Source organism: Thermicanus aegyptius DSM 12793 (assembly GCF_000510645.1).
GTDB lineage: Bacteria > Bacillota > Bacilli > Thermicanales > Thermicanaceae > Thermicanus > Thermicanus aegyptius.
Window position 1 is genome coordinate 1,475,605 of sequence record NZ_KI783301.1, and the last position, 25,571, is coordinate 1,501,175.

Sequence of the window (25,571 nt, forward strand, 5' to 3'; positions counted from 1 at the left end):
AAGTTGAAATATACATTATTGGCATTAGATCTTGACGGGACGCTCTTTTCATCCGACATGAGTATCCTTCCCCGAACGAAAAAAGTGATCCTGGATGCGATCCGGGATGGGCTTACCGTCACATTGGCGACGGGACGGTCTTTTACTTTTGCTAAGGAAGTGGCGAAAGAGCTTGCGATTGAAGCGCCGCTTATAACCCACGACGGAGCGTTGGTTGCGGCGCAGTTGGACCATCCTTTATCGATGCATAAATTGTCGAACAGCACCGTCCAAAAAATCATCAAAATCCTTTTGGCGTACCCATTAAGATTTGAACTGCAGCATGATCCCCTTTCCATTGTAAATTATAAACGTCCCTTGGTTGATCCAATGAAGAGCGATTCATATAAAATGCTTGAATATCTGGGGACCCGATACGTTTCCAATAGGGATATTGTTTCATATTTGCAGACGTCGAAATTAGAACCGCATAAAGTTTCCGTTTCTGCCGATACTGAACAAACGCTGGAAGAGGTTAAAGAAGCATTGTTGGCCCATCTATCGGATGAAATTCGTATAACGAATGCAGGATTTGGAGTGGAAATCGTACCGAAAAATATATCAAAGGCGTATGGCTTAAAGGTCTTGAGCGCCGCATTGGGGATCTCTCCTTCGGAAATCATCGCCATCGGCGACAATTACAATGATCTGGAAATGTTTCAATTCGCCGGACTGAGTATTGCTATGGCAAATGCGCCGCAGGAAGTGAAAAATAGAGCCAAATATGTTACTCGTTCTAATGATGAAGATGGCATCGCGTTCGCGATACAAACGTTTTTTTATGGGGATGAAATCATGAAAGAAGCAAGGGGACTAGGCAGTTAATGGTCTGTACGTCATGATGCCATCGTCTTCAATATGCTACTTTTTTGAAACCAATGATGAAAGGGGTCGTACCATGTCCATCGTATCGACAAAGGAAATGCTTCTCGCAGCAAAGAAAGAAGGATACGCGGTTCCGGCTTTTAACATTCATAACCTGGAGACGGTGCAGGTGGTTGCCGAGGCAGCGGCCGAGCTTATGTCACCGCTCATTATTGCCGCTACCCCAAGCACCATTCAATATGCAGGTCCCGACTATTTATTGGCGATCGTCGATGTGGCCAGCAGGCGGTACGGCATTCCGATAGCGATCCATCTGGATCATGCGGAAGAGGTGGAGAGGATCAAGAGTCTGATAGATTTAGGATACAAGTCCGTCATGATTGATGCTTCCCATCTTCCTTTTGAAGAAAACATTCGCATGGTTACAGAAGTTGTGGAGTATGCGAACCGGTATGGTGTGTCGGTGGAAGCGGAGCTTGGTCGGCTTGGGGGACAGGAGGATGACCTTACGGTGGATGAAGAAGACTCTTTTTATACCGATCCTGATAAAGCCGCAGAATTTGTGGAGAGGACCGGGATCGATTCCCTCGCGGTTGCCATCGGTACGGCGCATGGTTTGTACAAATCGGAGCCGAAATTAGATTTTTCCCGATTGCAGGAAATTCATCGGAAAGTGGATCTACCCCTCGTTCTTCACGGGGCTTCCGGCATTCCGGATCAAGATGTGAAAAAAACGATCGCATTGGGAATCGCCAAGGTAAATATCGCCACGGAACTGAAAATCCCGTTTGCGGAGGCGGTGAGGAGGTATCTCATCGAGCATCCGGAAGCGAATGACCCGCGAAAATATTTAACCCCAGGGAAAAATGCCATGCGGGAAGTGGCAAAGAATAAAATCGTAATGTGCGGCAGTAATGGGAAAGCATAAAGAGGGGATTGTCAGAGGGAGAGTTCGCTTAGGAAGGCCAACCTGATTCATGGGTTGGCCTTCTTTTCCCGGTTGCACCTGCTGAAAAATTGGCGTATGATGACTATAAATCGGCGGAATCAGCCGAATCTTTCGACTCATCGGCCATGATACCATGGGGAGCAAGAAGTGGGGGAGATCAAGTGAAATCGGCGATTTCTGAAGTGATGATGCGTGCCATCCTAAACACGATCGATGAGGGAATTCATGTGGTGAACGCGAAGGGAGTAACCATCTTTTATAACCGAGTGGCTGCTTCCCACGACAATCTCTCGGTGGAAGAGGTGATTGGACGGCCGATTTTGGAAGTTTTTCCCTCTTTAAGCAAAGAAACCAGTACATTGCTCCAGGTGGTCAAAACGGGCATTCCCATACTAAATCAGCAACAAAGCTACACCAATCTGAAAGGTGTCCGCATCACAACCGTAAACACGACGCTCCCCTTATGGGTAGATGGAAAGTTGATGGGAGCAGTGGAGATCGCCAAAGATATTACAAAGATCAAGGAATTGTCGGAAAAGTGGATCGATTTGCAGGTGAAGCTTCAAACGAAGCAACCCCTGAAAAAAAGAGGGAAGCTTCCTTCCCAAGCCCCCTTTACCTTGCAGGATCTGATCACCCAAAATCCGGAGATGATCCGGCTGAAGGAACGGGCGGCGAAGGCGGCCGAGACCTCATCTCCCATCCTGATCAGCGGGGAGACGGGGACCGGGAAAGAATTAGTTGTCCAAGGGATCCATAACGCCTCAAAGCGAAGGGATGGGCCTTTTATCGCCCAGAATTGTGCTGCCCTTCCCGGTACACTTCTGGAAGGCATCTTATTTGGGACGGTGAAGGGCAGCTTTACCGGCGCGGAGAACCGCCCCGGCCTCTTTGAATTGGCGGATGGGGGAACCCTCTTTCTCGACGAGTTAAATTCGATGCCGATGGACCTGCAGGCAAAATTTCTCCGTGTCCTGCAGGAGGGAATGGTTCGTCGCATCGGTGGGACGCAGGTTACGCCGGTCGATGTGCGGGTGATTGCCGCGATGAATCGAGCTCCCCAGGAAGCTCTTTCCGCCGGGGAGTTGAGGATGGACCTCTTCTACCGCATCCAGGTGGTTCACCTGGAGCTGCCGCCCCTCCGCAGGCGAAGGGAGGATATTCCCCTTCTCATCGATCATTTTCTGAGAAAGTTCAACCTCTTGTTTAACAAGGGGGTGACGGGTGTGGAAAAAGAGGTGATGGAGCGGCTCGTGGCGTATCATTGGCCTGGGAATGTGAGAGAATTGGAGAACCGGATTGAATCGGCCATGAACTGGGTGGAAGGGGAGATCTTGTTGCGAGAGCATTTCCCTGCGGAAATCATGGGAGAGGACACAGAGGAGAAATCCCGTCAGGAAATGGGAAGCGGTCCATATGGAGCCCCTCTTTCTGCGGAAACGCTTCATTTACGGAATGCCCTTCAAGAGACGGAAGAGAGGTTCATCGGGCAGGCGATGCGCATCGCCAAAGGGAATGTGCAAAAAGCCGCCATCTTGCTTGGAATTCCCAGACAAACCTTGCAATATAAGCTGAAGAAATGGAAGGGGAGGATTGATCGTTAGGGATCTCCTTATCGAATTGGGATGCCGAAAAGTCGGCATCTTTTTTTATGCCTTTTTGCGGAATGGGTTCAGTTTTCTTCGCTTTTCCTTCATTTCATGTTGGCATGATTCTTGCTGGAGACAGAATGAAGAACGGCGAGAGAAAGGGGTGTTTCTTTGCAAAGGGGAGATCGATTTGGCAGGCACCGGGTTTTGGAGCCGAAAGGGGTTCTGCCCCAGCCTGCATGGAAGCTGGATGCCGATTCGCCTCTTTGGGATAATGAGCTTCTCATCGAGGTGGAGCGGCTTACCATCGATTCCGCCTCGTTCCGGCAGATTGCGGAGGAAGCGGGTGGGGACCGGGAGAGAATGAGGGAGATCATCCGACGGATCGTAACGATCCGGGGAAAGATGCATAATCCCGTCACGGATTCGGGAGGCATGTTGATCGGCAGGGTGAAGGATATCGGCCCTCTCTTTCCCGGAAAAGGGTTGGAGCGAGGAGACCGGATCGCCACCCTCGTCTCTCTTTCCCTGACTCCCCTCCGGTTGGAAGAGATTGTAGAGATTGATCTGGCCGGTTCCCAGGTGGTGGCGAGGGGGGAAGCGATCCTCTTCGAAACCGGCCTGTGGGTGAAGTTACCGGAAGACCTGCCGGAGAAGGTCGCCCTATCCGCCCTGGACGTCTGCGGGGCCCCTGCCCAGGTGGCTCGTCTGGTAAAAAGGGGAGACCGGGTCCTGGTCACGGGAGCAGGAGGGAAATCGGGACTTCTCTCCCTTTACCAGGCCAAAAAAATGGCTGGGAATGAGGGTCTGGTCATCGCCCTGGAGAAGGGAAAAGAGGCATGTGAGGATCTCAGAAAGCTTTCCATCGCCGACCGGGTCTTGGAGGCGGATCTCCAGGATGCCGTATCGGTGATGGAGAAGGTGAGTGAGGTGACGAAGGGAGAATTTGTCGATTTGGTCATCCAATGCGTCAACGTTCCCGATGCGGAGATGGCGGCTATTTTAAGCGTCCGGGACGGCGGGAAAATCTATTTCTTCAGTATGGCCACCCGCTTTACCGCAGCTGCCTTGGGGGCTGAAGGGGTGGGCAAAGAGGTGGAGATGCTCATCGGCAACGGCTATACTCCGGGGCACGCGGAGCTTGCCCTGGAGATCTTCAGGGAATCGCCCCCCTTACTGGAGCTCTTCAAGAGGAGGTACGGAGGGAAATAGAAAAGGCTTCGTTATCGGCGAGTGTTTTGATCCGGTGGATCAATCGTCGAAAAAATTTGAAATGGAGGGATGAAATTGCGTCACTGGAAAGAGATTCCCCTGTGGAACGATGTGGCGGAAGAAGAATGGAACGATTGGATGTGGCAGCTGACGCATACGATCAGAAAGGTGGAGGATTTAAAGCAGGTCGTCAACCTTACTCCGGATGAGGAGGAAGGGGTGCGCATCTCGACGATGACCATTCCTCTCAATATTACGCCCTATTATGCTTCTCTGATGGATCCGGATGATCCCACCGATCCGATCCGCATGCAGTCGGTGCCCATCTCCCATGAATTGCTACGCACTCCCTATGACATGCCCGACCCACTTCTTGAAGATACCGACTCGCCGGTTCCGGGGATTACCCACCGCTATCCCGACCGGGTTCTCTTCCTCATCACCAATCAGTGTTCCATGTATTGTCGTTACTGCACTCGGCGCCGTTTCTCCGGCCAAATTGGGCTAGGCGTCTCCCGGCAGCAGATGGATCGGGGAATCGCCTATATCCGGGAGCATCCGGAGATCCGCGATGTTCTCTTATCGGGCGGGGATGCCCTTTTGGTGAATGACCACATCCTGGAGTATTTGCTGAAAAATCTCCGCGCCATCCCTCATGTGGAGATCATCCGCATCGGGACCCGGGCTCCGGTGGTCTTCCCCCAGCGGATCACGGAAAACCTCGCTTCCATCTTGAAAAAATATCATCCGATCTGGCTCAACACCCATTTCAACCATCCGAAGGAGATTACCAAGGAGGCGGCGGAAGCCTGCGATCGGCTTTCCATGGCAGGGATCCCGTTAGGGAACCAGTCGGTCATCTTGGCCGGCATAAACGATGACCCTTACATCATGAAAAATCTGATGCATGAGCTGGTAAAGATCCGGGTTCGCCCCTATTACATTTATCAATGCGATCTTTCGGAAGGAATCGGTCATTTTCGTGCTCCTATCTCCAAAGGATTGGAGATCATCGAATTCCTTCGAGGGCATACCAGCGGTTATGCGGTCCCCACTTTCGTGGTGGATGCTCCGGGAGGAGGCGGAAAAATCCCCTTATCTCCCACCTATATCCTCTCCCAAAGCCCTACGAAAACGGTTCTTCGCAACTTCGAAGGGGTGATCACCTCTTATCCGGAGCCGGAATTTTATAAACCGACGAAAAAGTATTATAAAGAAGAGATTTACCGGAAGGGAAAAGAGAGACACGCGGTGGGGATCGCATCGATTCTCCGGGATGAACGGATCAATCTGGAGCCGGGGGTGTTAGACCGGAAAGAACGACGCACCGGGATGGGATTAAAGACAAAATCGATGGATATCTTGGCCCAAGAGGCGGAAGAGCGGGCGGAACGGGCGAAATCGGGCGCCCCTTCCGTTCGCTGAGGGAGTTACCGGGCAAAAAGGGTTTTTGGGAAAATCGTCTGGGTTCGGTGAGTGGGCAGGGAACCCAGGTTTTCGGGCAAAAAAGGTTGAGGAAATGGGGTTGGTGCTGCGAATGAGGATCTCGGAAAGTTTCCCACCCGGGATACGAACGGTAAGCATCATCGGAATGAGCAAAAATGCCGGAAAGACCACTCTCTTTAATCAATTGCTGCAGGAATATGGGGAGGGAAAGCGGGTCGTCGGCTTGGTGAGCGCAGGAGTGGACGGGGAGAAGTTTGATGTTTGGAATGCATTGCCGAAACCGGCCGTTCTCCCCCATCCCGGGAGTTTGGTGGCGACCAGTAAACAAGCGATCGAAGAAGCGGAAGCTCGGTTCGAGATCATCGAAAAGGTGAAGGATTCTTCGATCGGCCAGGAGGTTCTCCTGGCTAGGACCCTACGGAGCGGGGCGGTAAAATTGATCGGCAATCCTTCACGACGGGATTTGCGGCGTGTGCTTCAAGCCTTCCGAACCTATCGGACGGAGGTGAACCTGATCGACGGCGCCTATAACCGCATCGCTTCCGCCGACCCTTCCTTCACCGACGGAATGTTGCTCGTCGCCGGCGCTTCATACCATCCCTCTCTCCCTCTCCTCCTCGATCATTTGCGGGACCTAATCTTTCAGTTTACCCTGCCTTCCCTTACTCCCGGACCCTGGATCGCGTCGGCTCTTCCTGATCTGGAAAGGGGGAATGCCGTCTTTCTCCCGTCTCCTGAAGCAGAACCCCTGGCGCTGGATTATCCTTTTCGCGGAGACTGGGTTAGGCAATCGCTGAAGGGAACGGGAAAGAGGGAAGGGGCTTATCTCTTCCTGCCGGGGGCCTGTACTCCTTCGGTCCTGGATCAAATCATGGAGATGAGCCTTCTGCCCCACCTTGTACTCTTCGATCCCACGAAATGGTTCGTTAGGGGGGGAAAGGGGGCCGCCTATTTACAACGGGGAGGAAAGATCGCGGTTCTTCGTCCTGTACGTCTATTGGGCATCGGGGTAAATCCCTTTTCCCCCGACGGCTATACGTGGGATGGGGAAGAGATGCTGGTCCGGGTGAAGGAGTTAAGCCGGACGACGCCTGTCTTCGATGTCGTTCGGGGACGTCTGGAGAAGTAATACGAAATAATAAAGTTTATTCAAAGAGTTTAATCAATTTATAAGAAAAGGAGGAAAAGATGGGAAAGTTAAATCTTGATCCGGAGATGATTCGTCGGGCCCGGCAGATCGCCGGGGAGGTGGCCGAGGAGCTGGACCGGTTTATCGGGGAGCGGACCACGGTCGCCATTGAGCGGACGGTGGTGCGGCTCATGGGAGTGGATGGGGTGGATCAAGAGGGTGTTCCCCTTCCCAATCGGGTGGTAGATCAGATTGAAGCCGAAGGCGGACTGGGGTGGGGAGCGTATGGATGGCTGGCCAATGCGGTGCTCAGGCTGCATCTTACTCCCCAGGAGGCGGCGGAAAAGGTAGCGGGCGGGGAGCTTGATCTCTGCTCCCTTCCCCTTCTCTCCCGGGAAGCGTTGAGGGCGTCGGCGCCAGCTTTTACGTCTCCGGCATTGGAGCGGATCACGGCCAACCGTAAGATGAGGGAGAATCTGATTTCCCGTCTGGGGGAAGGCGAGAAGCCTTACCTCTATGTGATTGTGGCGACGGGAGATATTTATGAGGATGTGATTCAAGCCAGATCCGCCGCCCGACAGGGGGCCGACATCATCGCCGTGATCCGCAGCACAGGACAGAGTCTCCTCGACTATGTCCCCTACGGCGCCACTCGGGAAGGGTATGGGGGAACCTATGCCACCCAGGAAAATTTTCGCATCATGCGGAGCGCCCTGGATGAAGTGGGGGAAGAGTTGGGGCGGTATGTCCGCCTCTGCAATTACTCTTCCGGTTTATGCATGCCGGAGATCGCCGCCATGGGCGCATTGGAACGACTTGATGTGATGTTGAACGATGCCCTGTACGGAATTCTCTTCCGGGATATTAATATGCAGCGAACGCTGATCGATCAGTATTTTTCCCGCATGATGAATGCCTATGCGGGAATTGTGATCAACACCGGGGAGGATAATTACCTCACCACCGCCGATGCCGTGGAGGCGGCCCACACCGTTCTTGCCTCTCAATTTTTGAACGAACAGCTGGCTTACCGATCCGGTTTAAAAGCCGAACAGTTGGGATTGGGCCATGCCTTCGAGATGGATCCGGATCTGGAAGACGGTTTTCTTCTCGAACTGGCCCAGGCGGAGATGGCAAGGGAGATCTTTCCGGATGCTCCCCTGAAATATATGCCTCCTACCAAGCATATGACGGGGAACATCTTTAAAGGGCATGTTCAGGATGCACTTTTTAACATGGTAAGCATTATGACGGGGCAAGGAATTCAATTATTGGGCATGATGACGGAGGCGATGCATACCCCCCATATTCATGACCGCTATTTGGCCATCGAGAGCGCCTCATATATCTTTCGTAACGCCCGCCATCTGGCCGAGGAGATACGTTTTGCCCCGGGGGGACGGGTGGAAAGGCGGGCCCAGAAGGTTTTGGAGCAAGCGGTGAATACCTTGGAGCAGATCCGCCGCATCGGGCTCTTTGCCGCCTTGGAGCAGGGGATCTTCGCCGATGTGAAGCGCTCCTTCACAGGGGGACGGGGGCTTCGGGGAGTTGTGGAGAAGGAGGAAGGGTATCTTAATCCCTTCGAAGATGGGTTGCGGCAGGAACTAGGCTTGCCTCCCCGTGAGGTTGGGGGATCAAGGAGTTTGGATGATCGGCATCGGCCCCATGGAAGGGAGGGGAAAGGATGATGCGGGGAAAGGGAGAGGGAATGGAGGCAGTGAGGGGATTTCATCCGGACTTGACAAACGTGAAGCCCTATGGAGATACCTATGGGGATGGAATGGTCCAGGTAAGCTTTAGTCTGCCTGTCCCTTTCGGGGAGGAAGGAAGGGAGGCGGCGCGGCAGCTCGCCCTGAAGATGGGGCTTTCGGAACCTCAGGTGTATCACGGAAAGGATTTGGGAGAGGGGTTCTCCTTTTATATCCTCTATGGGAAACTGATTCATACCGTCGATTATACGTCGATCACGGTGCAAAAGATTAACCGCCGTCGCTTGAGCAGGGAGGAGATTGATCGGTTCATCCGGGAGAAGATCGGGCGAAAAGTGGTGGTGATCGGCGCTTGCACGGGGACGGACGCCCACACGGTGGGCATTGACGCGATTATGAACATGAAGGGGTATCACGGGGAGTATGGATTGGAACGATATGAGGAGATCGAAGCGATCAACCTGGGAAGCCAGGTGCCCAATGAAACGTTGATCGAGGTGGCCCGGGAGAAGAAGGCGGATGCTCTGCTCGTCTCCCAAGTGGTGACGCAAAAAGGGATCCATCTCCATAATCTGACCGAATTGATTGACCTCCTGGAGGCGGAAGGGATCCGGGACAAGATGCTTCTCATCTGCGGCGGCCCCCGCATCACCCATGAGATCGCTTTGGAATTGGGCTTTGATGCCGGTTTTGGTCTGGGAACCCTGGCTCCTGATGTGGGGAGTTACATTGTGCAGGAGATGGTGGCCCGAAAAATGGAGAGGGGGATGTGGGAGGAATGAAAGGGATGATACGGGTGCGCATGAGCTCTGAAGATGCCCATTATGGCGGAAACTTGGTGGACGGAGCGAGGATTCTCGCCCTTTTTGGCGATGTGGCGACGGAGCTCTTAATCCGGCGTGATGGAGATGAAGGATTATTTGCCGCCTATTCCAGCATTGAATTTCTGGCGCCGGTTTATGGAGGCGATTATGTGGAGGCGGTGGGGGAAATAACCCGGGTGGGCAATACGTCGCGAACCATCTCCTTTGAAGCGTACAAGGTGATCCAGGGAAGCCGGGATCCGGACCACCCTTCCCGAGCGGAGGTGGTCGATCCTCCTCTCTTGGTATGCCGGGCGGTGGGAACCTGTGTGGTTCCGAAGGAAAAGCAAAGGAAGGGATAGGCATGGAGGGACCTATCCCTTTTTGCGGCATCACGGGCTGGCCATCCGCAATCATTGCCGGGAATCTTCCGTCCTTTATCGGGTGGAGGTTTCTATAGAGGAACCATTTAGATCAGAGGAGGAAATGAGAGATGGAACCGCTTATCATTACGGCCGCCTTAGTCGGCGCTGAGCTCACCCGGGAGGATACCCCCTATCTCCCCCTTACGCCCGAGGAGATTGCCGAAGAGGCGTACCGGGCCTATCAGGCAGGCGCGACAATCGTCCATGTTCACGCTCGCAAAGAAGATGGAAGCCCGTCCCAAGAGAAGAGAATTTATCGGGAGATCATCGAACGCATCTCGGCAAAGTGCGATATCATTATCCAGATCTCCACCGGGGGGGCGGTGGGAATGAGCGCTGAGGAGAGGGAAGAGCCTCTCTCCCTCGCGCCCGAGATGGCCACTCTAACCACCGGAAGCGTTAATTTTGGCCGGGATGTTTTCCTGAATCCGCCGGCGATGATCGAGGAGTTCGCCGAGAAAATGGCGGCCTATGGTGTTCAACCGGAGTTCGAGATCTTCGATGTGGGCATGGTGGATAACGCGTTACGTCTGGTGCGAAAAGGGTGGATAAAGACTCATCTCCATTTTGATTTCGTCATGGGGGTTCCGGGAGGCATACCGGCGACGGCGAAGAATCTCCTTCATCTCATCGACCTGTTGCCGCAGGGAGCGACCTGGAGCGTGGCGGGCATCGGACGGCACCAGCTTCCCATGGCTCTATTGGGGATCACGTTGGGTGGTCATGTTCGGGTAGGGTTGGAGGACAATATTTATTATCGCAAAGGGGAATTGGCGACCTCCAACGCCCAATTGGTGGAGCGCGTCGCCCGCATCGCCCGGGAATTGGGGCGGGAGGTGGCTTCGCCGAAAGAAGCCCGCCGGTTGCTGCGGCTGGGAAAAAGGGAGAGCGGAGATTCGTCATCCATCGAGATTTCTTAAAGAACTGAAGCATTTCCACCAATCTTTTCAGTTCGTCATTTCTGAGGGGCATTTATGCCCTTTCTTCCGTTTTACAAACGTATTTTCTCAAACTATCGCAAATCGAATCATGATTTGTTAAAATAAAGGCATGATCTACGAAAGGAAAGAGAAAGGGAGACTGGGGAGGGGAAAAAGGGAATGCGCATCTTAGGGATCGATCCCGGTCTTGCCTTGGTCGGGTACGGGGTGATTGAGGTTCGGGATGGGAGACTCCGCCCGGTTCAATTCGGCAAGTTGGAAACGTCGAAAGAACTGAGCGTTCCTTCCCGATTGGAGAAGATTTACCGGGGGATGAAGGAAATCCTGCAGGAATATAAACCGGATGAAGCGGCGGTGGAGAAGCTTTATTTCAATACGAACACGACCACCGCCATTGCCGTGGCGGAGGCCCGGGGGGTGATCCTCCTCGCCAGCGAGGAGGATCACATCCCTGTCTATGAATATACTCCCTTGCAGGTGAAGCAGACGGTGGTGGGATACGGGCAGGCGGAGAAGAGGCAGGTCCAGATGATGATCCGTGTTCTTTTGGGGCTTAAGGAGGATCCGAAGCCTGATGATGTGGCCGATGCCTTAGGGATCGCCATTACCCATGCCCATTTTAGCCGATGGAAGAGGAAAGAAGGGAATGGGGACTTTGTTTGAATACATAAAGGGAAAACTAACTTGGACGGATCGGGAATATGTGGTGGTGGAGGCGGGGGGGATCGGATATTGCATTTTTACCGCAAATCCGGCAGCTGTGATCGCCCGTGAAGGGGAAGAGGTAACGCTTTACCTCCATCAGGTGATACGGGAAGATGCCCACTTGTTGTACGGGTTCCCTTCTCGGGAAGAGCGGAGCATGTTTCGCCATCTCCTGGGAGTGAACGGGATCGGGCCGAAAGGAGCTCTTTCTATCCTTTCCAGTCTGTCACCGCAACAAATCGCCCTCGCCATCGTCCAAGAAGATGTAAAACGTTTAAAGTCTCTCCCCGGCATTGGGCAAAAGACAGCCCAACGCCTCATCTTGGATCTGAAGGACAAGCTGAAGGGAGGGGCAGGCGATATGGGGCCGGACGGCGGTCTTTCCGGTGCCCCTCCCGATGGGAATGGGGGCGGTTCCGTTAAGCTCAATGAAGCCCTTGAAGCTCTCATGGTATTGGGATACCATGAATATGAAGTGTTGCCCTCCTTGCGGAAGTTATATCAGGCCTCTCCCGATTTGCCGACAGAGGAGTATATACGCCGAATTCTCGCCGAAGCGGATGGGGGAAGATCAAGGTAAGAAAGAGAACCGATCGTCCATGAACAGCCATGAACGTTGGACGGTGAGGGGCCCGTAAAGTAAGCCCTGTTTCCTTCGGTTTGAACCGGGGAACGGAATGGAGTGGACGATGTTGAAGTCGTGCCGTATCGTTGTGCTGCGAAGGCAGAATATGAGGTGAAGGAGGATGCGCCTGTGGAGGAAGGGATTGTTACCGCCCAGTATACGCCGGAGGATATGGAAGAGTTTAGTCTACGTCCTCGTTATCTCTCCGAATATATCGGACAGCGTCAGGTGAAGGAGAATCTCCGCATCTTCATCGAAGCGGCGAAGATGAGGAAAGAACCCCTGGACCATGTTCTCCTTTACGGCCCTCCCGGGTTAGGGAAGACCACCCTCTCCCAGATCATCGCCAATGAGATGGGGGCGAAAATCAGGGTTACCTCCGGTCCCGCCATCGAACGGGCGGGGGATTTGGCGGCGATCCTCACCAATCTCCAAGAGGGAGATATTCTCTTCATCGATGAAATTCATCGCCTCCATAAGGCGGTGGAGGAGGTATTATACCCCAGCATGGAGGATTTCTGCCTCGATATCGTCATCGGGAAGGGACCTGCCGCCCGTTCCCTCCGTCTCGATTTACCCCGCTTTACCTTGGTCGGGGCGACGACCCGGGCCGGTCTTCTCTCCTCCCCTCTCAGGGATCGCTTTGGAGTGGTACAAAGGTTGGAATATTATGAGGTGGAAGATCTCGTCCATATCATACTCCGGGCTGCGGAGATCCTGGATGTAGTGATCACCCAGGAAGGAGCCCGGGAGATTGCTTCCCGTTCCCGGGGGACCCCCCGCATCGCTAATCGCCTCTTGAAACGGGTGCGTGATTTTGCCCAAGTGGAGGCGGAAGGGAAAATCACCCAAGAGGTGGCCCATGCCGCCCTGGAGAGACTCCAGGTGGACCGAAGGGGGCTTGACGCGGTTGATTATAAGATCTTAACGGCGGTTATGGATCTTTATAAGGGAGGGCCGGTTGGGCTTGAGACGTTGGCCGCTTCGATTGGCGAGGAGGCCCATACGATTGAAGAGGTGAATGAACCCTATTTAATGCAGATCGGCTTTCTGCAGCGCACGCCCAGAGGGAGGGTCGCCTCCCCTCTTGCTTACCGTCACTTTGGAAAGGAGTATCCGAAGACATGAATCCTGTGTCGAAAGGGTTGATTTTCTTAGGTCTTCTCTTGATCCTGGTGGGGTTCATTTGGCAGTTTTGGGGGAAATGGCTCCCTTTAGGGAGGCTCCCGGGAGATATTGTCATTGAAAAGGAAAATTTTCGCTTTTATTTCCCGCTGGCGACCTCGATCTTGATTAGTCTCCTTCTTTCCCTCCTCTTCTATCTGTTTCGCCTCTTTCGAGGGTAAGGGGAAATGGGGGTGTGTTCTGGTGAGGTGGAATCCGGGGGTTTTTACAAGAAAGGAGTTGGTTTTTCCCAATGCGCATACGGAAATGGATCGTGATCCTCATCGTGCTGGCCCTTCTCATCACGATGATCCTCCCGTTTTTATCGGCAGGAGCCCAAGGAAAGGAAAACCCCACTATTCGGGTCGCTTTATTCCTGGATACAACAATCTATCATAATACGAAAGAGACGGTCACGTTAACGGGAGCAAACGGTTTTACCCTTAAGGATTCATCGGGGTTTGCGATCGCCTCCCATAGTCCGGGGGAAGAGGTCCGTTTCAGCCCTTATCTATACCGGATCTTGGTAAAGGAGACGGGTAATGCAGGGGAAGCCCAGAATCTGGTGCAAAGGTTGGAGCAGGCAGGTTTTTCCGCGCAGCTCATGACGGTGACCCGACGTGGCAATCCGGTTTACCGGGTGGAAACAGGGCAAGCCAACTCCCTTTCGTCAGCCCAAAGTTTATTGGCGAATCTCCAGGGACAGACGGGACTTTCCGGCGAGATCCTGGGGATGAATGCATGGGAAGCCGGACTGTTTGCCAAAGAGGCGGAGGCTTTAGCCCGCGTTAAGGCCATTCAGGACGCAGGCTTTGATGCCCATCTTGCCCTCCTTCCCAAGAACGGGTCCGACCCTTCCTTTATGGTCTTAGCGGGGAATGAAGGGACCGAGGCGGAGCTCGTCTCCTATTCTCAGGAGTTTACCGCTTCCCTTCCCGGCATCACGCTTACTCCCCTTACCCACAAGAACTATGTGATCAAGGAGACGGATCCCTTCATCGGAGAGGGAGAAGGGGCAGGCATAGCCCATTACTATTACCCTTCCGGGATGAAGATCATTGCTGAGCCGATAGCCGGCGATTCTCTTGCCGCCTTGACGGTGGAGGAGAAGGGGAATACATACCGGGGGAGAATGGAGTTTTCGGTTTCGAACGGGCGGCTCGCTTTGGTGAACGAGCTTCCCTTGGAGGAGTATCTTTATGGAGTGGTCGGGGCAGAGATGTCTACAGGCTGGCCCATGGAAGCGTTGAAGGCACAGGCCGTCATCGCCCGCACCTTTGCCGTCGGCAGAGGGAATAAATGGGGCATCGCCAACGTGGTAGATTCCACCTTGGATCAGGCCTATTATGGAATAAAGCGGGAAGGAACAGATATTATCCAAGCGGTAAATGAAACCTCAGGCCTCGTCCTTACGTATGAAGGGAAGATGATCGAAGCCCTTTATTCTTCCAACACCGGGGGGATGACCGCCGATGGAAGCGAGGTATGGGGGAATCCCGTTCCTTACCTTCGTCCTGTCTCAAGTCCGGATACCTTGCCGCTGCAGAAAGCGGCCACGTGGTACCGGATCGCCCGGGAGAACGGTCAGATCGGCTATGTCCATTCCGACTATATTACGTCCACCGAGGAAAAGAACAGAATCGACCTTCCCTATGGTGTGGTCAATACGGATTCCTTAAATTTTCGTTCCGGACCCGGCACCAGCCATGATGTGATCGGAAAACTTACCTATGGGGAATATGTAACCATCCTGGAGACGGTGAAGGAAGACAATGCCTATTCGTGGATCGGCGGCCCTGCCGACGGGATCGAGTTGATGAATGCATTCAACGGCAGCTTAGGAAGCGCTCAATCCATGCCTTTTACCCAACCGATCACATCCCTCAGCGTGATGGCCAAAGGACCTTCCGGCCGTGTCATCCAAGTGATGGCCAATGGGTTGCCGGTACAGGTGAAATATCCGGACAGCTACCGCTCCCTCTTTCGAAACGTGATGGATTCCCGTTATGACAGCACGAAGTTTGAGATCGAGGAGATGGGAAGGTATACGATCTTGGGTGCGGGGGGGAAAAAGGTTGCTTATCCGGAGGAGAGCCATCCCCTTACAGCGATCGGAGCAGGAGGGAACATGGCAGAGCCAAACCGGAGCGGTGATCAGTTTATTCTCTATAATAAAGAAAAGGAATTACGGGTCGTTTCGAAGGAACCTCTTTTCCGCTTGCGCGGATATGGGTACGGGCATGGATTAGGCTTGTCCCAGTACGGAGCCAAAGCCCTCGCGGAACAAGGGAATGATTATCTTGAGATCTTGAAACACTATTATACGGATCAAGTCGTTCTTTCACCCCTTCGGTAAAAAAAAACAAATTGGAATAGGAGATTGGCGGACGGTATGGATGTTGAGTTGTTTAATTTTTCGCTGCCGGAGGAACTGATCGCACAGCGGCCGTTGCCGGAGCGGAGTTCCTCCCGCCTTATGGTGGTGGATCGGAAGACTCGCCAAATCGCCCATCATCATTTTCGTGATCTTCCCTCTTTCCTCCGGAGAGGGGATGTGCTGGTGATGAACGATACGAAAGTCCTCCCGGCTCGCCTTCATGGGGTGAAAGAGGGGGGAGGAGCAGTCGTTGAGATCCTTCTCTTAAAGAATATCGAAGGAGATCTCTGGGAAACGTTGGTTCGCCCCGGGAAGAGGGTGAAAGAGGGGACCAGACTCCGCTTCGGCAATGAAGAAGCGGAAATGACAGGAATTTGTGAAAAGGTTACACCGGAAGGGAACCGCCTGATTCGCTTTTCATATAAAGGGATCTTTCAAGAACTTCTCGCCAAATTAGGGGAGATCCCCCTGCCGCCATATATTCGCGAGAAGTTGGAGGACCCCTCCCGTTATCAGACCGTTTATGCCCGGGAGGAGGGCTCTGCGGCTGCCCCTACGGCGGGCCTTCATTTTACCCGTGAGATCTTGGAGAGAATAAGGGCAAAAGGAATCAAGACCGCCTATCTCACCCTTCATGTCGGGTTGGGTACCTTTCGCCCCGTCTCTGTGGAAAAAGTTGAGGATCATACCATGCATGCGGAACACTATGAATTAAATCAGGAGAATGCCGCCATCATTCAGGAGGCCCGGGAAAATGGTGGAAGGGTGGTGGCGGTAGGAACAACCAGCTTACGTACGCTGGAGACGATCGCAGGCAAGGCGAATGGGAAGATCATCAGCGATCAGGGATGGACCGATATCTTCATTTATCCCGGCTATACCTTCCGGGGTGTGGATGCCCTCATCACCAATTTTCATTTGCCCAAGTCTACCTTGATCATGTTGGTGAGCGCCTTTGCGGGTCGGGAGTTTATTTTGGAAGCATATCATGAGGCGATCCGGGAGCGGTATCGATTCTTTAGTTTTGGAGATGCCATGCTCATTCTCTAGTGGAGGATTGGATGACGGTTCATTTGGGAAAGGATGTAGGAGGATGTATAGGTGCCGGCCATTCGTTATGAATTGATTAAAAAGGATAAGAAGACAGGGGCTCGCTTAGGCAGGATTCACACCCCCCATGGGGTTTTCGATACGCCCCTCTTTATGCCGGTAGGGACGCTGGCCACGGTAAAAACGATGAGCCCTGAGGAACTGAAAGAGATGGGAGCAGGAATCGTCCTGAGCAATACGTACCATTTATGGCTTCGCCCCGGAGAGGTGATCGTGGAGGAGGCAGGGGGGCTTCACCGTTTCATGAACTGGGATCGCGCCATCTTGACGGATAGCGGCGGCTTCCAGGTCTTTAGCTTAAGCGGTCTTCGCCAGATTGAAGAGGAGGGAGTCCAGTTCAGGTCCCATTTAAATGGGGAGCCCCTTTTCCTCTCACCGGAAAAATCGATCCGGATTCAAAATCAGTTGGGCGCCGATATCATCATGTCTTTTGATGAGTGCCCCCCATATCCTGCGGAGCGAGAGTATGTGATAAAATCGTTGGAACGGACGACCCGATGGGCCGAACGGGGGTTAAAAGCCCATGCTCGCCCCCAGGATCAGGGGCTTTTTGGCATCATCCAGGGGGGGATTTACCCCGATCTCCGCAAGATGAGCGCCCGTCAATTAATTGGACTTGACTTTCCCGGGTATGCTGTGGGAGGATTAAGTGTAGGTGAACCGAAAGAAGTGATGTACCATATTCTGGAAGAAACGGTTCCCCTGATCCCTGAGGATAAACCTCGATATCTCATGGGGGTTGGGTCGCCTGATGCCTTGATCGAAGGGGTGATTCGGGGGATCGACCTCTTTGATTGTGTCTTGCCAACCCGGATCGCCAGAAATGGAACCACTATGACCCGTGAAGGGAGGGTTGTCATTCGGAATGCGCGGTATGCGAAGGATTTTGGTCCTTTAGATCCCCAATGCGGATGTTATACATGCCGGAACTATACACGCGCATACATACGGCATCTGATTAAAGCAGATGAGATTTTTGGAATTCGCCTAACGACTTATCATAATCTATATTTTCTCATTCATCTCATGGAGGAGATCCGAAAGGCGATTTGGGAGGACCGGCTTACCCAGTTCCGGGAGGAATTTCTTTCCACCTATAATGCGGAGGCTCCGGAACGTGAGTTTTGATCCCGATTTTCAAATTCTAAAAGATGGAGAAAGGAGTAGGTTAGATCATGTGGAATCAACCCGTTTACTTATCTGCGCCCGCCAATCCTGCAGATGCTTATGCCCAATATTCCAGTTTGATAATGATCGTTCTTCTGTTCGTTCTTTTCTATTTCCTTCTGATACGGCCGCAGCAAAAGCGGCAAAAAGAACGGAATCGTATGCTGAATAACCTGGAGAAAGGAGACAAGGTGATTACGATCGGGGGACTTCATGGCACCATTGTGGAATTGAACGATCGGACGGTCGTTTTGAAGGTGAGCGACTCGGTCCGCCTCACCTTTGATAAACAGGCGATCAATGCGGTTTTGACGGAATCGGAAAAGGAAAAGGCATAGAGAGGGAGCCGGCTCTCCCTTTTATGTCTGGTTATCTATTTTTCCAATTTACCCCAAAGATCCCTCCAATGGCCGAGCTGGCGAAGGCTCCCAGCAACATGGCCAGAGTTCGGGGGCTAAAACCTTGATCAAAAGCGAGGAAAGCGACCAAGGAAAGGAGAAGGGCGTAGAGGAGGCCGGTAACCCCTCCATAGATCCATCCCTTTCCTTCCGCATTTCTTCCGGCGGCAAATCCTCCTGTCAAGGTACCGACCAGGTGGATTCCGTACGTAAAATAGGGTAATCTCTCTTCCGGGATGGGAGTGTACTGCAAGAGCAAAGCGGTCATGAAGGAACCGACAAAAAGAATGACGATCATATAAAGAAGCCCGTGTAACACGGGGGTGGCTGCGGTCTGCCTCATCTTTTCCCTCTCCTTTATGAACAGGTTCGTCCCGTTTTCTGATACAATCTATGAGAAAAGAAAGGCATTTATGCTAGGCATCGGTTGCGAAATCTACTGGATAAGAGCTTATGGGCAAAAAAGGGGGCATTTGCTTGGAGACCTTACATGCCGCTTCAACCGGACAGATTTATATGGCGGTTGCTATTTTTTTGATCACCTATGCCATCATCATTACCGAAAAAGTTCATCGGGCTGTGATCGCCCTCTTAGGGGCCGTTTTGGTCGTCGCCTTAGGGATTGTTCCTCTTGAAAATGCCTTTACGATTCATATCGATTGGAACACCATCACGCTCCTGATCGGCATGATGATTCTGGTGGGGATTACGAACCGGACAGGCGTTTTTCAGTTTCTGGCGGTCCGTTCCGCCCAGATGGTAAAGGGGAATCCTGCCAAGATTTTGCTCATCCTCTCTCTCCTCACCGGGATCTTCTCCGCCTTTCTGGATAATGTGACCACCGTACTTCTCATCGTCCCGGTCACCTTTTCCATTACCCGGATTCTAAAGGTAGATCCTTTTCCCTTTCTTATCGCCGAGGTGCTTGCTTCCAATATCGGGGGAACCGCCACACTGATCGGGGATCCTCCCAACATTATGATCGGACAGGCAAATAAACATCTAACTTTTAATGCCTTTCTCTTTCATCTCACCCCTCCCGTCCTTCTCATTCTATTGGTGACCATCGGCTTAATTTACCTTTTCTACCGGAAGAAGCTTAAAGTAACTCCCGAAAGACAGGCGGAGGTGATGAAGCTGGATGCCTCCGGCTATATTACGAATCGTCCCTTGATGTTAAAATCTTTAGCCGTTCTTTTTCTCACCATTGCAGGTTTTTTCCTTCACTCGGTGATCCATGTCGAGACTTCGGTAATCGCCTTGGCGGGGGGGACGCTCCTTATGCTGATCGGGGTGAAGGAGCATGAAATTGAGGATGTTTTCCATTCCATCGAGTGGGGAACGATCTTCTTCTTCGCCGGTCTTTTCACCTTGGTAGGCGCCTTGGTGGAGACGGGGGTGATCCAGGATTTGGCCCGGGGAGCTTTGGAGTTGACGGGGGGCACGGTGGAGTCCATTCCCCTTCTCTCCATGTTGATCTTGTGGGGTTCCGGTTTCGCCTCGGCCACGGTGGATAATATCCCCTTTGTAGCCACCATGATTCCTCTCATCAAAGATATCGGGATGGGAATGGGTCTTCCTCCCGATTCCCCCATTCTCGATGTGCTCTGGTGGTCTCTGGCTTTAGGGGCCGACTTAGGCGGAAACGGAACGTTGATTGGAGCCTCCGCCAATGTGATCGTAGCAGGGCTGGCTGCGAAGGAAGGGCATCGCTTCGGTTATATGGATTTCCTAAAGCTCGGGGCTCCCCTCACCTTCATCGCCCTCATCCTTTCTACCATCTACATCTTCTTCCGCTATTTACTTCCGTTTTTGGTGTAACTTCCCCGCCTTTTCCGGGTATACCCCCCCTTTCTTCTCCCCACACTAGGGAAGAAGAAAGGGGAGGCTGATCGATCATGAACGATTTTTGGATCATGATGTTTCGCACCTTGATCTTATATTTCTTTATCATGTTCTCCATGCGGATCATGGGGAAGCGGGAGATCGGCAAGCTCTCTGTCTTTGACTTGGTGGTCTCCATCATTATTGCGGAAATTGCCGCTTTTACCATTGACGATCCGAAACTCGAATTTTACAAAGGGATCTTCCCCATCCTCCTTCTCGTGACCATTCAGATTCTCATTTCTTACCTTTCTTTAAAGAGCAAGAGCTTTCGGGAGATTGTTGAGGGGAAGAGCACGATTCTCATCGAGAAGGGAAAGATTAACGACCGGGAGATGGCCCGCCATCGGTATAATATGGACGACCTCCTGATACAGCTGCGGGAGAAGAACATCAGCAATCTGTCCGACGTGGAATTTGCCTTTTTGGAACCTTCAGGAAAGCTAAGCGTCATAAAAAAGCCGGAGAAAATGCCCGTTACCCTCTCCGACCTGGGACTTCCTCCGAAAGAGGAGGGCATGCCTCTTCCGGTCATCGTGGACGGAGAGGTGTTGGATGAGAATCTGGAGAAATTAGGGAAAACCCGCCTCTGGTTGAAGCAACAGCTGAAGCCCTTTGGTTCTACCGATTTCCAGAAGGTCATGTTCGCCAGCGCTGATCCATATGGTCGACTCTACGTGGATTATAAGGACCCTCCCCAGACGTAATCGTATGCCGGCGATCTCTTCCTCCCATTAATTCCTGAACCATTTACCGATCCAAGGCATGCGTACTAGATCCCGTCTCTCCATGCCCCGCACCAGAAAGAGGAGGATCAGGTAAAGGACGAAGGAGAGAAGGAGGGTAAGCGGGAGTGCTCCTTTCGCCGGCAGGCGCTGCAGGAGAAAATCATGGAGAAAGGGGCTGAACGCACCTGTTCCTAAAATGGCTAAAAGGATGCGGACGTATGGTTTCCAGGGGATTTTCCATTCCACCCGCATGCGAAGGCTAAAAAAGTGAAGAAGGGTGACGAGCATCATCCCGACGTTTATCGCCAGTGCTACTCCTGCGATGTTTAGTTCGGGGCGGGAGGCGAGCAGGAGGATGAGGAGGCTCTTCACGATCGCTCCGTAAAGGGAATTGTAAAAGGAAGCACGCGCCATATTTAATCCTTGCAAGGCAGCGGCCAGGGGTCCTTGGAAATAGAGAAAGGGGGCAAAGGGAGCCACCACCTGTAGAAGCATCCCCACTTGGGGGGCCCCAAAGAGGAAGTCGGTCAGTTCCCGGGCAAAAAGGAGAAAGAAGAGGATAAAGGGAGTGGTGACCAGGAAGGTAAGGCGGAGCGTCTGGTTTAACCTCATGCCGATCTGTTCTGTTTTTTTTTCCGCATAGGCACCAGCTACGGCAGGAACGAGGGAGACGGAGAGCGAATAGGTAAGGGTAGTGGGAAACCAGATGAGGAACATGGCGAGCCCGCTCAGCTCCCCGTAGAGGGCTGTTGCCATGGCGGCTCCAATACCTGCCAGGCCTAAGCTCTGGGCGACCAAGATCGGTTCTACGGCGTAGGAGAAAGATCCGACCAAACTTGAGGCGGTTACCGGAAGTGAGATGTTGAAGAGCTCGAAGAAGCTCCTTTTTAGCTCCGTACCGTTTCGTGACAAATGGGAATATGAAGAGGTAACCAGGATTCTTCTCGCTTTCCGGAAGTGGGAAAGCAGGTAGATCAGGCTGGCGAGCTCTCCTAGTCCCATCCCGATCATGAGTCCCATCGCCGCCATCCCCAGTCCATAGGGTAATAGATAATAGGAAAGGAGAATCATAGCCAGGATACGGAAAAAGCTCTCCACGATGGAAGAGAGGGCAGGAGGCGTCATGTTCTGGATTCCTTGGAAGTATCCTCGCAAAATGGTGGAGAGGGCGATGATGGGGATGGCGGGGATCATGCTGAGCAGCGGATAGAAGACCCTCTCATCGGTATAGAAGGAGCGGGCCATCCAACCCGCTCCGAAGAGGAGGATGGGGATGAGGAGAAGATTGATGATGAGGACCATAAGCGCCGCCATGATCAGTGAGAAGCGGATTTTACGGGCATCGCCGACGGCAGAGGCTTCCGCCACCACCTTGGAGAGGGAGACGTTGAGCCCGAAGCGTGCCATGGTGAGAAAAAAGATAAAAAGGGGAAATACCATTTGGTAGAGTCCGATACCTTCTGTCCCGATCGTCCGTGGTAAAACCGCTTTCGGAATAAAACCGAGCAATCGATTGATCATGCCTGCGGCGAGGAGAATGAGGGCTCCCTGGAAAAAGGTTTGGCGGGCCATGCGATTCTTCCTTCCTGTCTCATCTATCTTTACTTATATGGGACAAGGAGAAGATGCATGACTTCTTTTTCTTTCGAAGAAGTTGCGTGCTGGATTTTTTTATGTTCGGAGCAGGGTATGGAGAGGAAAAGAGGGAAAAGGGGGAGGTTAACGTGGGATTTGATCTAAACGATGTGATTCAACAATTGGGTCGGGAGGAAGCCCTAAAGAGAATGGAGGATCATAGCTCCTTGGACGGCTTGGAGGAATCGGTGGTCAAAGAACTTCTCCATCTCTGTGAAATGAAGTCGGAAGAACTTACCTTGATGGGGTATGAAAAAGTGGAGAAGGAGGAAATTTGGGCCTACCTGAAAGGAAAGAATAAAAAGGAGAGCCCGCCCCTCCATCGCCTGGTCAATCAGATTCTCTCATTAAAGCCGAATGATCTCATGAATTGGCTTACGATCAATGCGTATAAAGGGAAGTAGGGAGGTTCATTTGACAATACTTTTTTACCCTGCCTATAATAGAACTGTTTGGGTGCAATCGAGAAGGAGCGTGTCTACATATGGTGAAATGGAACCGAGTTGTACTCTTTTTTCTCCTCACCCTCCTCATCTTTTTGGTGATGGGCTTTACCTTTCAACCGATTTTGAATGGGGTGACTCTGGGGCTTGATCTAAAGGGCGGCTTTGAAATTCTTTATCAGTTGCAGCCTACGGAAGGGACAAAGGTAACAGGAGATCTGCTCTCCCAGACCAAGGATGTGCTGGAACGGAGGATCTCAGTCCTAGGTGTGGCGGAACCGGATATTAGCATCGAATATCCGGACCGGATCCGCATCCAATTGGCCGGTGTGACCAATCAGGATGAGGCCCGTAAAATCCTTGCCACCGAGGCGAATCTTACCTTTCGTGACATGTCGGGAAAAGTGTTAATGACGGGTGCCGACTTGAAAGAGGGGGGAGCGGGCGTCGGATTCGACAACCTGGGGAAACCCCTCGTTACGTTAAAACTGAAGGATGCCGGGAAATTCGAAAAGATTACCCGGGATTACTTAGGACAACAGATCGGAATTTATCTGGATGATAACCTGCTGCAGGCGCCTAAGGTGCAAGCGATCATTCCCGGCGGGGAAGCCACCATTACCGGACAGGAGAGCGTTCAAGCCGCTCAGGAATTAGCGGGCTTGCTAAACGCCGGGGCTTTGCCGGTGAAGCTGAATGAGATCTCCTCCACTTCGGTAAGCGCTACTCTAGGGCAAATGGCTTTGCAGCGGGGGATCTTCGCCGGGATGATTACCGGGAGCTTCATCCTCCTTTTTATGCTTCTCTTCTATCGCCTTCCAGGGTTTGTTGCCATCATCACCTTAACCGTTTACATCTATCTTCTCCTGTTAACGATGGTGTTGATGGGAGCCACGCTTACACTCCCAGGCATTGCAGCCTTCATTTTAGGGGTGGGAATGGCGGTGGATGCCAACATTATTACGTATGAACGGATCAAAGATGAAATTCGGAGCGGCAAGACCCTCCTCTCCTCTTTCCGAGCCGGTACCCGGCGCAGCTTCCTAACGATCTTGGATGCCAACATTACAACCATTATTGCAGGGATCGTTCTCTTTATTTTTGGGACAAGCGCCATAAAAGGGTTTGCGGTCATCTTAATCTTAAGTAACGTTTTAAGCATCTTGACCAATGTGGGATTATCCCGGATCTTATTGAGTTTATTGGTGCGGAGCAATTGGTTAAACAAACCCTTTTATTACGGCGTGAAGGAGAGTGAGATCGGTGAGCTATAATCCGTTTTTCTATCGGTGGGATTTCGTAAAGAGGAGAAAGCTCTTCTTCATTCTCTCTTTAACCTTGATCGCATTAGGCTTGATTTCCCTTATATTTCGTGGTCTTAATCTAAGCGTCGACTTCACGAGCGGGAGTCGGGTGGAGGTGCTCATCGGCAAACCATTTACGGAGGCGGAGATCCGAAATCTCCTCGCGCCTAAAAATATGATCCCGAGTTCCTTTCAGATGACAGGGCAAGGAGAGAACCTTACCGCCGTCCTCACCTATAAAGGAACGATTACCAAAGAACAATTTGCCGAGCTAAAAACCCTTTTTACCGAGAAATACGGAAAACAGGTCTCCCTCAATGAGAGCACGGTAAGTCCGCAAGTGGGCAGGGAGTTGGCCCAGAAGGCGCTTCTTTCCGTCCTGATCGCCTCGATCGGGATTATCCTTTACGTCACCATACGGTATGAATACCGGTTCGCGATCTCTTCCGTTCTTGCCCTTCTCCATGATACGCTGATCGTGATTGGAATTTTTTCCCTCATTCAGGTAGAGGTAGATCTTACCTTTATCGTTGCTCTTCTCACCATCATCGGTTATTCCATCAACGATACGATTGTAACGTTCGACCGCATTCGAGAAAACATGCGGAAGATGAAGATCAAAAAAGTGGAAGATGTGGAGAACCTGGTAAATCGAAGCATCCAGGAGACGTTGGTTCGTTCCGTCAATACGGTCATGACGGTTCTTTTCGGGGCGGTGGCTCTTCTGATCTTTGGAGGTCCGGGAGTCTTTACCTTCTCCTTGGCGTTAACCTTTGGCCTCTTCTTTGGTGCCTATTCCTCCATCTTTATCGCCAGCCAGCTATGGGTGCAGTGGAAGGAATGGGATCTTAAGAGGGCAAAGCTTAAACCGGAGGCTTAGGGTTGAAAGGGGTAAGCCTCTTCGTGCCGGCCTGTAAAGAGGAGCTTGAAATTTAGCCCATTTTGAAGAAACCTGGGAAGGAAT

General features: G+C 52.3%; 23 protein-coding genes and 1 pseudogene. 22 read left to right on the forward strand and 2 right to left on the reverse strand.

Annotated elements, in window-relative coordinates; all coding sequences use genetic code 11:
- Positions 1-3 precede the first annotated feature (3 nt).
- From THEAE_RS0107940 to yajC, 18 genes are all read left to right on the forward strand, one after another.
- The gene (locus THEAE_RS0107940; protein WP_028987103.1) at positions 4-864 is read left to right on the forward strand and encodes a Cof-type HAD-IIB family hydrolase; all 861 of its coding nucleotides are present in this window, start codon (positions 4-6) and stop codon (positions 862-864) included.
- 73 nt (positions 865-937) lie between these two features.
- Positions 938-1,792, forward strand: a complete 855-nt coding sequence (locus THEAE_RS0107945; protein WP_028987104.1) for a tagatose bisphosphate family class II aldolase — start codon at positions 938-940, stop codon at positions 1,790-1,792.
- A 206-nt stretch (positions 1,793-1,998) separates the two neighbouring features.
- Positions 1,999-3,417: a sigma 54-interacting transcriptional regulator gene (locus THEAE_RS0107950; protein ID WP_039944934.1), complete on the forward strand. Its 1,419-nt coding sequence runs from the start codon at positions 1,999-2,001 to the stop codon at positions 3,415-3,417.
- 156 nt (positions 3,418-3,573) lie between these two features.
- The gene (gene kdd / locus THEAE_RS0107955; RefSeq protein ID WP_028987106.1) at positions 3,574-4,614 is read left to right on the forward strand and encodes an L-erythro-3,5-diaminohexanoate dehydrogenase; all 1,041 of its coding nucleotides are present in this window, start codon (positions 3,574-3,576) and stop codon (positions 4,612-4,614) included.
- A 69-nt stretch (positions 4,615-4,683) separates the two neighbouring features.
- Positions 4,684-6,039, forward strand: a complete 1,356-nt coding sequence (gene kamA / locus THEAE_RS20410; protein WP_039944350.1) for a lysine 2,3-aminomutase — start codon at positions 4,684-4,686, stop codon at positions 6,037-6,039.
- A gap of 112 nt (positions 6,040-6,151) precedes the next feature.
- The gene (kamB, locus tag THEAE_RS0107965) at positions 6,152-7,189 is read left to right on the forward strand and encodes a lysine 5,6-aminomutase reactivase subunit KamB (RefSeq protein WP_483855299.1); all 1,038 of its coding nucleotides are present in this window, start codon (positions 6,152-6,154) and stop codon (positions 7,187-7,189) included.
- 59 nt (positions 7,190-7,248) lie between these two features.
- The gene (gene kamD / locus THEAE_RS20415; RefSeq protein ID WP_084213484.1) at positions 7,249-8,877 is read left to right on the forward strand and encodes a lysine 5,6-aminomutase subunit alpha; all 1,629 of its coding nucleotides are present in this window, start codon (positions 7,249-7,251) and stop codon (positions 8,875-8,877) included.
- On the forward strand, positions 8,874-9,680 hold the full coding sequence (gene kamE, locus THEAE_RS0107975; protein ID WP_052329857.1) for a lysine 5,6-aminomutase subunit beta: 807 nt from the start codon (positions 8,874-8,876) through the stop codon (positions 9,678-9,680). The genes kamD and kamE overlap by 4 nt, the downstream gene beginning before the upstream one ends.
- A gap of 5 nt (positions 9,681-9,685) precedes the next feature.
- Positions 9,686-10,063, forward strand: coding sequence for a 3-aminobutyryl-CoA ammonia lyase (kal, locus tag THEAE_RS0107980; RefSeq protein ID WP_245605539.1), 378 nt, complete (start codon positions 9,686-9,688; stop codon positions 10,061-10,063).
- 131 nt (positions 10,064-10,194) lie between these two features.
- Positions 10,195-11,046, forward strand: coding sequence for a 3-keto-5-aminohexanoate cleavage enzyme (kce, locus tag THEAE_RS20420; RefSeq protein WP_039944352.1), 852 nt, complete (start codon positions 10,195-10,197; stop codon positions 11,044-11,046).
- A 180-nt stretch (positions 11,047-11,226) separates the two neighbouring features.
- Positions 11,227-11,730: a crossover junction endodeoxyribonuclease RuvC gene (gene ruvC / locus THEAE_RS0107990; protein ID WP_028987110.1), complete on the forward strand. Its 504-nt coding sequence runs from the start codon at positions 11,227-11,229 to the stop codon at positions 11,728-11,730.
- The gene (gene ruvA, locus THEAE_RS0107995) at positions 11,714-12,352 is read left to right on the forward strand and encodes a Holliday junction branch migration protein RuvA (RefSeq protein WP_052329859.1); all 639 of its coding nucleotides are present in this window, start codon (positions 11,714-11,716) and stop codon (positions 12,350-12,352) included. The genes ruvC and ruvA overlap by 17 nt, the downstream gene beginning before the upstream one ends.
- 216 nt (positions 12,353-12,568) lie before the next feature.
- On the forward strand, positions 12,569-13,525 hold the full coding sequence (gene ruvB, locus THEAE_RS0108000; protein ID WP_052330219.1) for a Holliday junction branch migration DNA helicase RuvB: 957 nt from the start codon (positions 12,569-12,571) through the stop codon (positions 13,523-13,525).
- Positions 13,522-13,743: a DUF2905 domain-containing protein gene (locus THEAE_RS0108005; RefSeq protein ID WP_005582950.1), complete on the forward strand. Its 222-nt coding sequence runs from the start codon at positions 13,522-13,524 to the stop codon at positions 13,741-13,743. The genes ruvB and THEAE_RS0108005 overlap by 4 nt, the downstream gene beginning before the upstream one ends.
- Positions 13,744-13,814: 71 nt before the next feature.
- A complete protein-coding gene (locus THEAE_RS0108010) occupies positions 13,815-15,917 on the forward strand; it encodes a SpoIID/LytB domain-containing protein (protein ID WP_028987113.1) in 2,103 nt (700 codons plus the stop codon).
- A gap of 36 nt (positions 15,918-15,953) precedes the next feature.
- Complete coding sequence (gene queA, locus THEAE_RS0108015) at positions 15,954-16,988, forward strand: tRNA preQ1(34) S-adenosylmethionine ribosyltransferase-isomerase QueA (RefSeq protein WP_028987114.1); 1,035 nt, start codon at positions 15,954-15,956, stop codon at positions 16,986-16,988.
- 51 nt (positions 16,989-17,039) lie between these two features.
- Entirely contained in the window at positions 17,040-18,176 is a 1,137-nt protein-coding gene (tgt, locus tag THEAE_RS0108020) for a tRNA guanosine(34) transglycosylase Tgt (RefSeq protein WP_028987115.1), read from the forward strand.
- 47 nt (positions 18,177-18,223) lie between these two features.
- The gene (gene yajC, locus THEAE_RS0108025) at positions 18,224-18,553 is read left to right on the forward strand and encodes a preprotein translocase subunit YajC (RefSeq protein WP_005582953.1); all 330 of its coding nucleotides are present in this window, start codon (positions 18,224-18,226) and stop codon (positions 18,551-18,553) included.
- 31 nt (positions 18,554-18,584) lie between these two features.
- Here yajC and THEAE_RS0108030 read toward each other — a convergent pair whose 3' ends face one another.
- On the reverse strand, positions 18,585-18,956 hold the full coding sequence (locus THEAE_RS0108030) for a TIGR04086 family membrane protein (protein ID WP_005582954.1): 372 nt from the start codon (positions 18,954-18,956) through the stop codon (positions 18,585-18,587).
- A 110-nt stretch (positions 18,957-19,066) separates the two neighbouring features.
- Here THEAE_RS0108030 and THEAE_RS0108035 point away from each other — a divergent pair, with 110 nt between their 5' ends.
- Entirely contained in the window at positions 19,067-20,434 is a 1,368-nt protein-coding gene (locus THEAE_RS0108035) for an ArsB/NhaD family transporter (RefSeq protein WP_039944355.1), read from the forward strand.
- Between the two features lie 77 nt (positions 20,435-20,511).
- On the forward strand, positions 20,512-21,204 hold the full coding sequence (locus tag THEAE_RS0108040) for a DUF421 domain-containing protein (RefSeq protein ID WP_005582956.1): 693 nt from the start codon (positions 20,512-20,514) through the stop codon (positions 21,202-21,204).
- Positions 21,205-21,231: 27 nt separating this feature from the next.
- Here the strand turns inward: THEAE_RS0108040 and spoVB are convergent, their stop codons facing one another.
- Complete coding sequence (gene spoVB / locus THEAE_RS0108045) at positions 21,232-22,797, reverse strand: stage V sporulation protein B (protein ID WP_028987116.1); 1,566 nt, start codon at positions 22,795-22,797, stop codon at positions 21,232-21,234.
- A 152-nt stretch (positions 22,798-22,949) separates the two neighbouring features.
- Between spoVB and THEAE_RS0108050 the strand changes: the two genes are divergently transcribed.
- Positions 22,950-23,264: a post-transcriptional regulator gene (locus THEAE_RS0108050; protein ID WP_245605540.1), complete on the forward strand. Its 315-nt coding sequence runs from the start codon at positions 22,950-22,952 to the stop codon at positions 23,262-23,264.
- Between the two features lie 80 nt (positions 23,265-23,344).
- Positions 23,345-25,487: pseudogene (secD, locus tag THEAE_RS23770) on the forward strand (protein translocase subunit SecD).
- Positions 25,488-25,571 lie beyond the last annotated feature (84 nt).